The sequence below is a fragment of the Mycobacterium simiae genome, from assembly GCF_008370645.1.
GTDB lineage: Bacteria > Actinomycetota > Actinomycetes > Mycobacteriales > Mycobacteriaceae > Mycobacterium > Mycobacterium simiae_A.
Map to the genome: position 1 here is coordinate 1 of NZ_VTZN01000150.1, position 12,368 is coordinate 12,368.

A 12,368-nucleotide genomic window follows, 5' to 3' on the forward strand; every position below is an offset into this window, starting at 1 on the left:
CTGTCCCACAGCACCTACACCATCACCGGCAGCGCCTACGGCATCAGCAACAACAATCCCAACAAAGTTGTGACCACTGACTTCAAAATCGTCGCCGAGTGCTGAATCGTCGCGGATCTCGGACCCGACTGCGCCTAGGCTGGTTGGCAAAGCGCCCGTGTCCGGTCGATCGATGGAGGAGCGGTGAGGGACAGACTGCACTGGTTGGCAATGCACGGGGTAATCCGGGGAATCGCCAAAGCCGGGCTACGACGCGGTGAACTGCAAGCGCGGTTGATCGCAGATCCGGCGGTCGCCGCCGACCCGGTACCGTTCTATGACGAGTTGCGAAGTCACGGCCGCTTGGTTCGGACCCGCATCAACTACCTCACGGTCGACCATCAGCTCGCCCATGATGTGCTCCGCTCCGAGGATTTCCATGTCATCTCGTTCGGCGAGAATCTGCCGAAACCGCTGCGCTGGTTGGAGCGTCATACCCGCGACGATCAACTCCACCCGGTGCGGCCGCCGTCGCTGCTGGCCGTCGAGCCGCCCGACCACACCCGTTATCGCAAGACGGTGTCGGCAGTGTTCACCTCGCGAGCGGTCAGCGCACTGCGCGATCGAGTGGAGCAAACCGCCGTCAGTCTGGTGGATCAGCTTGCCGAGCAAGCCGGAGTGGTTGACATTGTCGGCCGGTATTGTTCGCAGCTCCCAATAGCGGTCATCAGCGAAATCTTGGGAGTTCCCGAGCATGACCGCCGACGGGTCTTGGAATTTGGCGAGTTGGCGGCGCCAAGCCTGGATATCGGGGTGCCCTATCGGCAGTATCGGCGCGTGCAACAGGGGGTCACCGGGTTCAACACCTGGCTGGTGGCCCATCTTGAGCAGTTGCGGCAGGCCCCCGGCGAGGACCTGATGAGCCAGTTGATCCGGACAGCCGAAAGCGGGGATGCTGAAACACATCTCGACGACGACGAACTACGCGCGATCGCCGGTTTGGTGTTGGTCGCAGGATTTGAAACGACAGTCAACCTGTTGAGCAACGGAATTCGCATGCTGCTGGACATGCCCGAGCACCTGGATAGGCTGCGTCAGCGCCCCGATCTGTGGCCGAACGCGGTGGAGGAGATTCTGCGATTGGATTCGCCGGTCCAGCTCACCGCACGGATTGCCCGCAACGATACGACGATAGCGGGCACGTCGCTCAAACGCGGTGAAATGGTAGTGATCTATCTAGCAGGTGCAAACCGCGATCCGGCCGTGTTTCCCGACCCGCATCGCTTCGACATCGAACGCCCCAATGCCGGAAAGCATCTCGCATTCTCGACCGGCCGTCATTTCTGCCTGGGAGCCGCTCTCGCCCGAGCCGAAGGAGAAGTCGGGCTGCGGACGTTCTTCGAGCGCTTTCCCGATGCGCGGGCCGCGGGCGCGGGAAGCAGGCGCGACACCCGAGTACTACGGGGCTGGTCGACGTTGCCCGTTACTCTGGGGCCCGCGCGTGCGCTGGCCGCGCGGTGACGTCTGCCCGCCAACTAAACCTCAACACGGGCACCCATGATCACCGTGCGTTCCAGCGGCAGGCCGAAGTACTCAGCAGCGTCGGCTGCGCTGTAGGAGGTGGCGATGAAAAGGCGCTTGCGCCATGACGCCATGGTGGGCGCACCACCTTTAACCAGCTCCACCTTGGACAGGAAATACGAAGCATCGTCGACGGCGATCGAACCTTCCGTTTGCGCCGCATCGAGCAATCCCAACGCTGCCGGGACATTCGGCGTTTCCATATAGCCGTAGTGGGCTGTCACATGGATGATTCCGTCCTTGGCGTAGCCCAGCGCGTCGACTTCCATTCGCTGTGAGGTCGCCACCCTCGGGACCGGTAACGTTTTGATCGCCATGATCACCACGTGTTCGTGTAGTACGGCGTTGTGCTTGACATTGGCGCGCATCGCCAGCGGCGCGGTCTCTTTCCCGCGGTTGAGGAATATCGCTGTGCCCGGGACTCGCATGAATGGCGGCTGGCAACGCGAGATGCTGTCGATAAACTCGCGCAGCGGTCCTTCCATCTGTTCTCGTGCGGCGGTGACGATTTCGCGTCCTTGCTGCCATGTCGTCATCACGTTGAAGGCGATGACTGCGATGAGCAGCGGCAGCCATGCGCCGTGAACAAGTTTGGTGAGATTGGCTGCCAAGAACATCACATCGACTAGCAACAGCGCGCCGCCACTGAGCACGACCACCCACAACCGTGCTCTCCACTGGGTGCGAGCAAGGTAGAGGAACAACAGCGTGGTGATGGTGATGGTTCCGGTGACTGCCATCCCGAACGCGAATGCCAGAGCTTCTGCGCTGCGGAATGCGAACACCAGGGTGAGTACCGATACCAGCAGCAGTCCGTTGACCCATGGAACGTATATTTGGCCGATTGTCGATTCTGAGGTATGGGCTATCCGCAATCTCGGCAGGTAGCCGAGCTGAGCAGCCTGCGACGCGACCGAGAACGCTCCGGTGATTACCGCCTGAGAAGCGATCACCGTTGCGACGGTGGCCAGCAGGACCATCGGTAGTCGCGCCCAACTTGGAGTGAGCAGAAAGAATGGCGCTCCGACTGCGCTCGTGTCACCGAGCAGCAGCGCCCCTTGGCCTAGGTAATTAAGGACACAGCCGGGCAGCACCAGCAGGAGCCAACCCCAGGTGATCGCGCGCCGACCGAAGTGCCCCATGTCGGCGTAAAGCGCCTCGGCGCCGGTCACGGCGAGCACGATTGCAGCGAGGGCAAAGAACGCAAATTCGAAGTGCCCCACCATGAATTTCAGCGCGTACACCGGTGAGAGCGCCTTCAGAATTTCCGGATGATCCGCAATGCCACTGACGCCGATGGCGCCTATCGAAGTAAACCAAGCGATCATCACGGGTCCGAACAGACGCCCTACGCTCGCCGTACCATGGCGCTGCACCGCGAATAACGCAACGATAATCACCGCAGTGATAGGTACGATCCAGCCCGTCAACTGTGGCTCGATCACCTTGATGCCTTCCACCGCCGACAGAACCGAAATTGCGGGCGTGATCATGCTGTCGCCGAAAAATAGTGCGGCACCGAGGAGGCCCAGGGCGGTCAGCGCGGTGAAAGTACGGCGTCGGCGTTCTCCGTTCCAACGCCCAAGCAACGTGATGAGCGCCATGATGCCGCCTTCGCCGTTGTTGTCGGCACGCATCACCAGGGTGACGTAGGTCAGTGTCACGATGACCATGACGGACCAGAAAATCACTGACACGACCCCGTACACGTTGTCGGCGTTGATCGGTACCGGGTGCGGATCGCGAGGACTGAAAACCGTCTGCACGGTATAGATCGGGCTAGTACCGATGTCCCCGAACACGACTCCGAGTGCGCCGACAACCAGGGCAGGGTGGAGGCGGGCCGGGCCTGCGACGGCATGGAGCGGCGAAGCAAGTTCGGCTTTGGTGTGCACGCCGGGCCCTCGTTTCGTGTCCTCAACCCAGCGCACCGCGACGGGCTGCGCTGTGATCGTACTGTGTGGCGGCCTCGTCAGATCAATTCGCCGGTAGCTTAAGATATCAGCGGGCCCCGGCATCAAGGCGATAGATACGCGCGGCATTGTTGTGCGCGATCAGATCGACCACCCGGATGGCATCGGACTCACTCCAGTCGTCGTCGACGACGAAGTCGCGCAGAACACGGTGCATACCGTTGCGCCACAACACTGCGCCGAGATAGTGCAGCTCTGGCGGGCCGAACCCGTCCGACGAGTACAGGATCTTTCGGAACGGCGCCAACTCCAGCAACCTGGCAATGAATGCCGGTGCTCGCGCCCCCAGATGACCCACACTGAGCCCACCGTCGACATAGACATTGTTGAAGGCCTGGGCAAGATAACCGGCTTCGCGCTCAAAAGGATAGCAATGCAGCAATACGATCGGGGTATCGCGGGACTGGCGTAGGAAGTCCAGCAGGTGAAGCGGATTGGCCTTATGCAGGTCACAGTCCCGGTCGCCGAAGCCGACATGCAATTGCAGCGGCTTACCCACGCGCAGTGCCTGATACAACCCGAAACGCAGCAGAACGCGGTCACGCAGCCCGACACCGCCGCGGTCACGCCAACGCGTGGCGGCCTCGGCAACCTGCGCCGCCGTCGGTTCGGTCAAATCGCCGTCGAATCCGCCCCGGTAAGCCAGGATCGACTTGGTGCCGACCGCTGTCGCCATGCGCAGCCGCAGAATCGCTTCGAACGCCGCCGCGTAGTCGCCCGAAGCCCGGGCGGCCTGTTCGGCCACCTGCTCGAGACGGATCACCTCCGTTGCGCGGCCTCCGGACAGTTGGGCCAACTCCGCTACCCCAGCCACCTCGGCGGCTATTCCGGTGTCGACCAGCCAGTCACTCACTCCGGCGGCCGGCAGGAAAAGGCGAGCCAGCTCGGCTTCGCTGAGCTGCTGACGGCGTTCCCAATATGCTTGCGGATCAACGTGTCTGGGCAACCCTAGGATGGGAGCGCAATGGTTTCGCAGGGCAAAGCCCAGCTGCGAGTCGAATCCGGAGTCGAAGTCGGCAAGCGGTTGGGTGTTGGCCTCGTTGAGTGCGTTCTCGAACCGCCGCCGCTCCCCCGCCGTCAACCAGCAGCCATGGACGTGTTGATCGATCAACGTCACTTCGCTGATATGTTCCGCGAGTGCCCGACAGTCAGACAAGCTCATAGGCTCCAGGCCATCCGGAACTTGTCAGCCAGCTGTTCGGGTTTCAGGTCACCGTAGCGCTCGTGTGTCATGCGCCGGACCGAGACCACCGCGTCGACCACGGCATCGCCCAGGATGCTTCGCATCAACTTTGAATTATCAAGTGCCGCAAGGGAGTCAATCTGCGATTCGGGTAGCTGTAAGATTCCGGCACGGTCGCGCTCTGCATCGGACAGTTTCCCTGGGTCCACTGTTGTTTCCGGTGGCAGTGCCGTCTTGTTCTTGATTCCGTCGAGTGCCAGCCCGAGGATTGCGGCCGAGGCGAGATACGGGTTTGCCGAGGGGTCGACGACCTTTACTTCGACATTGCCACCGTACGGGGTGCCCGGGCCACCTCGTACGAATCGAACTGCTGCCTCGCGGTTTTCGGTGCCCCAACAGGCATAGGCGCCGGCCCAGTTGCCGGGCCGAATTCGTAGACCGGAAACAATCGACCCACACAGGATGCCCTGAGCCTGCGGTAGTCCGCGAAGCACTCCTGCCACCGCGGATTCACCCGCCGGCGTCATTCCGGCCGTGCCAATTCCTCCGCAGAATAGCGGCCCCTCCGGAGTTGTTAATGAGAAGTGTTGGTGGGCACCGGATCCGACGTTGCCGGCGAAGGGCATCGGTGACAGGCTCACCCGAAGCCCGTGCCGGCGGGCTGCACGGCCGATGATGATCCGGGCCAATACCAGCTGGTCAGCGGCGGTGACGGGCGAATGTGGCGCCAGCGAGATCTCGAACTGGTTGGCGTAGTACTCGGGATGAAACTGTTCGATCCCGATACCGGCAGCGGTGGCGGATGCGTTGACATCGCGGATGAAATCCTCGTACTCCAAGACCCCGGCAAGGCCGTACTGGGCCCACAGCGTCGACGGCAATTGGCTGCCGTCTGGGTTAACCAGCAGGAATTCGAGTTCATGGCCCACCATCGCCTCGATGCCGGCTTCGGCAAGCGCAGTCTCGATCCGGATCAGCGTCCCGCGGCTACAAGCCGGAACCGGTGTGCCGTCCTGCTCGAAGAACGCGGCGGGCGCCCAAGCCAACCCCTGGCCAATGGCGCGTAGCACTGACAGATCAATACGCAGACGCTGATCGCCGACCACGCCGACGTCTTCGGTGAACGCGATTCCGCTCTGGTCGCTCGCGAAACCATGCCAGGACGGACTGGCGCCGAGCCCCGGAAAGGCGAAGGTGTTGGTTCGCCGAACCGGCACGGTCTTGGCATGCGTGAGGCCGGCGGGGCTAACGACGGTACCGATGACCATGTCGACGCCCTCGGCCTCCAGCTGGGCGATCGCCGCGGCGGCAAGCGGTGTGGCTGACATGGCAGCCATTCTGCACGGCGGGTTGGGGTCCGTACTGGACGCGTGTAGGGGTCAGACTCGGCTGGGCAAGGTCAGCTTGCACGCCTGGCCGATGTCCAGGGTGCGCAAGACCCGCCCCATCCCTACCCACAGCGCGCACGACAAGGCGAGATCGGCGAGCAGTTCGTCGGAGAAATGCTCGTGACAGCGGCTCCAAAAAACGTCGTCGTCTCGAAGTGCGGTGTGCTCGGTGGCGAACCGGTAAGCGAACTCTGCTGCCAGCCGTTCTTGTTCGCTGTACCCGGGCCAGGTGCGCCATTCGGCGGCGTGTTGGTAGAGCGCTTCGTCGACACCGGCGGCGGGCCCGTCGGCGTCGCGGGTGTTGGCGCACACGATGCATTCGTTGTTGTCGGCGATCACCGCGCGGGCGAGTTCGCGGGTGCGCATCGGCAACCGGTTACTGGTATACACCGCCCGGCTGAAGGCAGCCAGCGCGCCGCCGAGTTCAGGAGATTTCAGGATCCAACCGGCTACGTCGTCATCAGCGAATGTTCCGATTCGGCTCATGGCGCGATGGTACGCCCGTGCGCCGTGGTTTCGAACGGGTCGGGCGGCCGGCGAAGACACCCAACGGGCACATCCCTACTTTGCCGAAACCAGGCTGCTCGGCATGGTCAACTCGTCGAGGTCTGCATACCAGTCGCGTTGCACCAGAACCCCATCTGTGATGCGTTGCAAAGCGGCTTCGAAGTCATCTTTGTCTGGCTGCTGGTCGGGGCTGGACGTTACAGCCAAGTGGTCGACAAGCCACTGCCGGATCAGGGCAGAGAGGGAGGTGACCTGTTGCAGCCCCGCCGGGCTAAGCGAAAGCTGGTCGCCGTCGCGTGTCGCGTAGCCGGTTTGGACCAGGCGGTCGAAGGTGGGCTCGAGTACTTGGTGCGGCACGTGTAGGTGTTTGGCGATATCGGTCAGCTGCGCGGTTTCGAAGAACCGCTCGTATTGGTAGATCCGCAGTGCCCCCCACATCCCGGCGACATCGAGCGCATTGTTGGGTTGCGTTGCAAAATCGGCCAGTCGCACCCCGGGTGCTTCGTGCAGCAGATGTCCCACCGCAATTTCGAGGACATCCTGCGGTGATTTCGTTCTCGGCACGGCGAAACCGTCTCCGAGGCAGCCGGGGCTGTCGTGGATATCAGCGAGTGGGACCTCTCGCAGAAACAGCGCGAGAAAGAATCCGGCCAGCGCGACGAAGGCTGCGCAGAGGTACACCTGTGTGAGCGATTCGCTATAGGCCCGCACAATTGGGGCTGCCAGCTGTTGGGGCAGCTGGTGTAAGACTGCCGGTGAATGCAGGGCCTCGTGCGGCGTGCTGGACGTCAACACCGAACCTATTCGTCGGCCCAGGAAGTTTGCCAATAGCGCACCGAAAATAGCGGTACCAAAGGAGGCGCCAATTACGCGGAAGAATGTCACACCTGAGGTCGCGACACCGAGGTCTTCGAAACGCGAGGTGTTCTGCACGATGAGAATGAGCACCTGCATGGAGAAACCGATCCCCGCACCTAGGATGACCAGGTACAGCGACTGCGCGAGCCATGACGTCGACTCATCCATTCGCGACATGAGCAGGAACGCGACGGCCATCAGCGCCATTCCCGCGACGGGGAAGAGCTTGTACCGGCCAGTCCGGCTGACCAGGATACCCGCGGTCAGCGAGGTGGTCAGCAGGCCCGCCACCATTGGTATCGTGCGCAAACCCGAGGTGGTCGCCGAGGCGCCGTCGACGTATCGCAGATACATCGGCACGAAGGTCAGTGCGCCCAGCATCGCAAATCCGACTATCAGCGACAGGACCGCTGACAGGGCAAATACTTGATTTCGGAACAGTCGGGGCGGCAGGATGCCCGCAGCGGCGCGGCGCTCTACCCACACGAAAATAGCCAGTGCCACGGTCGCGCCGATCAGCAGCCCGACGACCGGCGCTGAGCCCCACTGGTACGTGGTTCCGCCCAAACTCGTTGCCATGACCAAGGCCGTCGCGCCCAGCGCAATGACCGCGATCCCCATGTAGTCGATCGCCGGTCTGGGGCGTCGAGGCAATGTGGGGACGGCGATGCCCGTCACCGCGAGGACCACGAGGACGACTGGTACGTTGACCCAAAACGCCCAGCGCCAGCTTAAATAATCGGTGAAACAGCCACCTAGTAGTGGGCCGGAGATGGTGGTGACCCCGAACACCGCGCCCAAAATACCCTGATAGTGGCCGCGATCCCGCAGCGGGAAAGCCTCGCCGACCAGAGCGGCGGCCGTGACGGAAATCGCGCCGGCGCCGACGCCTTGTAACGCGCGGGAGGTCGCGAGCATGGTCATCGTCTCCGATACTCCGCAGAGCACGGAGCCGATGAGGAAGACGACGAGGGAGCCGTGTAGCACCCTCTTGCGGCCGAGCAGGTCACCCAGCTTGCCGGCGACCACCACCACGATCGTGCCCCCCAGCAGGTAGCTGGTGATGGCCCACGACTGGTGGGCGGAGTCGTGCAGGTCAGCGCCAATAGTCGGGAGTTCAGGCACCACTATGGTCTGGCCCATTGCAGCGACCAACACCCCAAGCACAAGCGCCGTGAAAATGACGTTGCGCCGTACCGGATTGATCGACGTGCAGGGTGACTGGACACCAGCGGATGCACTCATCGGTGCCGTCGGGTTCGTCATACCTGACCTCCCGTCGATGTCCGAGTCCCGCGTGCAAGGCCCGGATTAGGTCGGTGGCCAAGAAAGCCACTGCGCCGAGCACAGCGCCTCTGCGAACTCGCCCATCGACTCCAGCTTCGTCAGCGGGTAGTTGAGATGCACTTTTTTCTTGGCTACAACTTTTCTAGCAGTTGCGCGCTGGTGCTGTCCTGCTTTTCGCGGGACATGGACGATCCCCTTTGAGCAAATTCAACACGTCAAGTCGAATTCACCTTTGAATTGCCCGCGTGGCGTGAGCACCGGCGCGTGGCCTTTTTGGGTGGGTGTCCTCTGTTTGTTCCGGCCTGGGCTGAACTCCAGGGCGATCTCAACCCCCGGGTTACGCGGCGGCACAGCCGTTAAGCCGGTGTTATTCGGGGGGCGGCTTCGCAGCGGAACGACTTTGGTTGTCTTGTGATTTCCGGGTGGTTTATGCGGGGATGCGTAGCGGGCGGTGGCCATCGCGGCGGAGTTCGGTGTCGATGTCGAAGGCGTAGGCGCAGTAGAAGTTGATGTGGTCATGCTGGGCGGGGGTGAGGTGCGCCGCGGTCTCGTCGATGGCCTCGATGCCGTCTGACCGCAGGGCGTCGAGCGTGTCGGCGAGATAGGTGGTGGTCCACAGCACGCATGCGTTGGTGACCAAGGTGAGGCACAGTGCTTGGTCGATTTGGTCATCGAGATGTCGTCGTTGGACGTGGCCTTGATGGGCGAAGAACAGGTCGCGGCGCGGCCCATGCAGACTTTCGCCCGCGTTGAGCTGACGCCGTACCCGACGACGTTTCGTCTGCGACATACGGCATATGTAGAGGGTGCGGATCAGGCGCCCGTACTCGTGAAGCGCCTTGGCGGGGGTGCTCTGTCGGCTGCTGGCGTGCAGCTTGGCGATCAGCAGACTCGCGGTGGTGTGCCCAAACTTCATCGAGGCAACCAGGCGCAGCAGATCATCCCAGTCGCTCGGCGATCAGCTGGGTCGGGATCGGTTGGCCGAGCAGCCATCCGGCGTGTGGGTATCGAGCGCGCCACTCGGAGGCGGTTCCGAGGCGGTACAGCTGCCGGCGGCCGATGTCGCGGATGCGCGGGCAGAACTGCAACCCGGCCAGGTGGAAGATCGCGAACGTCGCAAGGGTTTGTCCGGCGGTGTCGACGGTGTGTTCACCGAGCGGTAAATCCGTTGGGTTGCCGAAGATCTCATCGAGCACCGCGACTGCCTCGCGCCAGGTGGTCGGGATGACCTTGGTGCCGTAGGTGGAGTGTTGAACGGAGACATGGGTTTAGGTGGTGCCCTCGTCGAGGAAGTAGCGCGACATCGCCCGTGCGGTCAGGCTGCGGAACCGCTGCCCGTCAAGACGAGAGCGTTCCGCGGCCGCCCAATAGTGCGGCTAGCACGTGTAGGCGATGAGCGACGCGTACAGGTTGCGGGTGAGGTCTGGGTTGCGTGGTTGTGCGAGCCGGCGTGGGTGAACTGCTCACTGAACCTGGTCCGCTGGTCGACCTCGATCAGCAAGGCCGGCAACTGCACCTTGGGCAGCCGCGCTGATGTGGCCTCGGCGAGCGTATCCGCCTTGGCCGGAAGCTGTTCGGCGGGCAGCGGCGAGACGATCAGCACACCGTCATCACCGAGACGCGCGAGTCCCTCGGTGCCTGGATCCGCCAAGACCGCTTCCAACTCGCGATTGCCGCGTGCAACCCATGCTCGAGCGGGTCACCCAGGCACCGGATTGAGTTGGCCGGTACCGGGTCGGTTGTTGATCCTGGAATTGCCGTGGTGCCTTGACCTCGCAGGGCCGTGGTGGCACGGCTTGGCGGCGTCCTGGCAGCCACCGGCGGTGGCCGCTGGTTTCCGGGGGCGGCTGGCTCCACTTGGTGGGTGCTACCTGTGCGGCATTGGTCCGGCTGGCACCGAGTGCGGCCGTCATCGTCGTCGTCGTGTCGGGTGGAGTGCGGATGGTGCCCGCTGCGGCGGCAACGGCCGCGGCCTGGCCGCTGTGATGATCTGGCTGCGCGGGTGGTGCGGTCGCGGACCGCGACGGCGAGGACTCAAGAAAATCCTGCGGAAACCCTGCAGCACCGCGCCGGGCTGCGCGAGGATGTAGTCCTGCTGGTCGATGGGGATCGGTGATCGCAGAGTCGCCGTGATGGTGATGACTCGGTGGAGGTGTCAGATGTCGTTTCTGATCGCGGCTCCGGACCTGATGGCGGCGGCGGCCACGGATTTGGCCGGTCTGGGCGCGCTGCTGGGTGAGGCGAACGCGGCCGCGGCGGCCGCGACGACGGGGTTGCTGGCGGCCGGCGGCGATGAGGTGTCGGCGGCCATTGCGGCGGTGTTTTCGGGGCACGCTCAGGCCTACCAGACGCTGGGCGTGCAGGCGTCGGGGTTTCATCACCAGTTTGTCGCGGCATTGAGTGCGGGTGCGCAGACGTATGCCGTTGCGGAGTCGGCCGCGGCCTCGCCGCTGCAGAGTGCGCTCAACCTGCTCAATGCGCCGTTCCAGGCGGTGTTGGGGCGTCCGTTGATCGGCAACGGCGCCAACGGGGCGCCGGGTAGCGGGGCGGCTGGTTATGGGGTAACGGCGGAGCCGGCGGCGCGGGCGGCGTCGGCGCGTCCACACAGCACGGTATCGCCGGTAACGGAGCTGTCGGTGGCCAAGGTGGAGCTGCCGGCCTGTTCGGTGTCGGGGGAGCAGGCGGCACCGGTGGCGCCGGAGGAGCGTCGCCGCTCGACCCGGAGGGTAGTGGCGGGACGGGCGGCAACGGCGGTGCTGGCGGCGCCGGGGGCCTGATCGGAGCCGGTGGTGCTGGTGGCGCCGGCGGACTGGGCGGGTTCGGCACCCAGGCAAGTGGCGGAGGAGACGGCGGTCATGGTGGTCTCGGCGGCTCGTGGCACGGCAACGGCGGCAGCGGTGGGAGAGGCGGCGATGGCGGGGCGGGCTATCTCGGCGGTGGTGGCGGGCTGGGCGGTGATGGCGGCGCGGCTCGACTGATCGGGGTCGGAGGCAACGGTGGTGGCGGCGGAACAGGTCACTCCGGTGCCGCAGCAGGTTCCGGCGGGGCCGCCGGCAACGGTGGTGCCGGCGGCCTGTTGTATGGCAGCGGTGGTGTTGGCGGTGTGGGTGGCCTAGGGGGCGTTGATGCGCAAGGTATTCCTGCTTTGGCCGGAGCCAGCGGCAATGGCGGAGACGCCGGGTGGTTCGGTGACGGCGGCCTCGGCGCTGCGGGCGCGGCCGGGATGTCCGGCGGCACTGGCGGTCGGGGCGGCCTGCTGTTCGGTCATGGTGGGGCCGGCGGAATAGGTGGGGCAGGCGCGGATGGCGGCCACGGTGGCAACGCCGGACACTTCATCGGTAACGGTGGAGACGGCGGCCGCGGCGGGTCGGCGTTGGCGGGTGTCAACGGTGGTAATGCCGGTAGTGGGGGTGATGGCGGAAATGCCGCTACTTTGTTTGGTTCCGGCGGCAACGGCGGTCGCGGCGGCCAAGGCGTGACCGGGGCCGACGGTGGCGCCCCCCCGCCCGCCGCCAACCCGGGTACCGGGTCGAAAGGCGGCGAGGGCGGCAACGGCGGCCAGGGGCCAGCGGGCTTCGATGGCGAAGACGGTGGGACCGGCGGTGCTGGTGG

At 64.2% G+C, this 12,368-nt stretch carries 10 protein-coding genes and 3 pseudogenes; 5 read left to right on the forward strand and 8 right to left on the reverse strand.

Annotated elements, in window-relative coordinates:
• Together F0Q45_RS19985 and F0Q45_RS19990 are read left to right on the forward strand one after the other, a co-directional pair.
• Positions 1-105: lipoprotein LpqH (locus F0Q45_RS19985; protein WP_149655595.1), on the forward strand; the 105-nt coding region annotated here is incomplete at its 5' end.
• 78 nt (positions 106-183) lie between these two features.
• Positions 184-1,500: a cytochrome P450 gene (locus F0Q45_RS19990; RefSeq protein WP_149655596.1), complete on the forward strand. Its 1,317-nt coding sequence runs from the start codon at positions 184-186 to the stop codon at positions 1,498-1,500.
• Positions 1,501-1,514: 14 nt separating this feature from the next.
• Here the strand turns inward: F0Q45_RS19990 and F0Q45_RS19995 are convergent, their stop codons facing one another.
• The 8 genes and pseudogenes from F0Q45_RS19995 to F0Q45_RS20030 all read right to left on the reverse strand — a co-directional run bounded on the left by F0Q45_RS19995 (position 1,515) and on the right by F0Q45_RS20030 (position 10,407).
• Positions 1,515-3,386, reverse strand: coding sequence for a potassium transporter Kup (locus F0Q45_RS19995; protein WP_262491081.1), 1,872 nt, complete (start codon positions 3,384-3,386; stop codon positions 1,515-1,517).
• Positions 3,387-3,561: 175 nt separating this feature from the next.
• A complete protein-coding gene (locus F0Q45_RS20000; protein ID WP_149655598.1) occupies positions 3,562-4,695 on the reverse strand; it encodes an amidohydrolase family protein in 1,134 nt (377 codons plus the stop codon).
• Entirely contained in the window at positions 4,692-6,044 is a 1,353-nt protein-coding gene (locus F0Q45_RS20005) for a glutamine synthetase family protein (protein ID WP_149655599.1), read from the reverse strand. The genes F0Q45_RS20000 and F0Q45_RS20005 overlap by 4 nt, the downstream gene beginning before the upstream one ends.
• Positions 6,045-6,095: 51 nt before the next feature.
• Complete coding sequence (locus F0Q45_RS20010) at positions 6,096-6,590, reverse strand: carboxymuconolactone decarboxylase family protein (RefSeq protein WP_149655600.1); 495 nt, start codon at positions 6,588-6,590, stop codon at positions 6,096-6,098.
• 75 nt (positions 6,591-6,665) lie between these two features.
• Positions 6,666-8,735 carry an MDR family MFS transporter gene (locus F0Q45_RS20015; RefSeq protein WP_149655601.1) on the reverse strand — a complete coding sequence of 690 codons (2,070 nt, stop codon included), beginning with the start codon at positions 8,733-8,735 and terminating at the stop codon, positions 6,666-6,668.
• A 448-nt stretch (positions 8,736-9,183) separates the two neighbouring features.
• Complete coding sequence (locus F0Q45_RS20020) at positions 9,184-9,672, reverse strand: Tn3 family transposase (RefSeq protein ID WP_149655602.1); 489 nt, start codon at positions 9,670-9,672, stop codon at positions 9,184-9,186.
• Positions 9,673-9,694: 22 nt separating this feature from the next.
• Positions 9,695-10,012, reverse strand: a pseudogene (locus F0Q45_RS20025) (Tn3 family transposase); the annotation flags it as partial.
• Positions 10,013-10,071: 59 nt separating this feature from the next.
• A complete protein-coding gene (locus tag F0Q45_RS20030) occupies positions 10,072-10,407 on the reverse strand; it encodes a hypothetical protein (RefSeq protein ID WP_149655604.1) in 336 nt (111 codons plus the stop codon).
• A 116-nt stretch (positions 10,408-10,523) separates the two neighbouring features.
• On the opposite strand from F0Q45_RS20030, the gene F0Q45_RS20035 reads away from it, so the two are divergent.
• From F0Q45_RS20035 to F0Q45_RS30525, 3 genes and pseudogenes are all read left to right on the forward strand, one after another.
• Positions 10,524-10,742 carry a hypothetical protein gene (locus F0Q45_RS20035; RefSeq protein ID WP_149655605.1) on the forward strand — a complete coding sequence of 73 codons (219 nt, stop codon included), beginning with the start codon at positions 10,524-10,526 and terminating at the stop codon, positions 10,740-10,742.
• Between the two features lie 173 nt (positions 10,743-10,915).
• Positions 10,916-11,709 (forward strand): annotated as a pseudogene (locus tag F0Q45_RS30520) (PE family protein); the annotation flags it as partial.
• Positions 11,710-11,901: 192 nt separating this feature from the next.
• Positions 11,902-12,368 (forward strand): annotated as a pseudogene (locus F0Q45_RS30525) (PE family protein); the annotation flags it as partial.

Excerpts from the sequence above, each read along its gene's own strand:
- F0Q45_RS20000 (WP_149655598.1), bottom strand. The coding sequence starts at position 4,695 with ATGAGCTTGTCTGACTGTCGGGCACTCGCGGAACATATCAGCGAAGTG.
- F0Q45_RS20005 (WP_149655599.1), bottom strand. The coding sequence starts at position 6,044 with ATGTCAGCCACACCGCTTGCCGCCGCGGCGATCGCCCAGCTGGAGGCC.
- F0Q45_RS20010 (WP_149655600.1), bottom strand. The coding sequence starts at position 6,590 with ATGAGCCGAATCGGAACATTCGCTGATGACGACGTAGCCGGTTGGATC.
- F0Q45_RS20015 (WP_149655601.1), bottom strand. The coding sequence starts at position 8,735 with ATGACGAACCCGACGGCACCGATGAGTGCATCCGCTGGTGTCCAGTCA.
- F0Q45_RS20020 (WP_149655602.1), bottom strand. The coding sequence starts at position 9,672 with ATGAAGTTTGGGCACACCACCGCGAGTCTGCTGATCGCCAAGCTGCAC.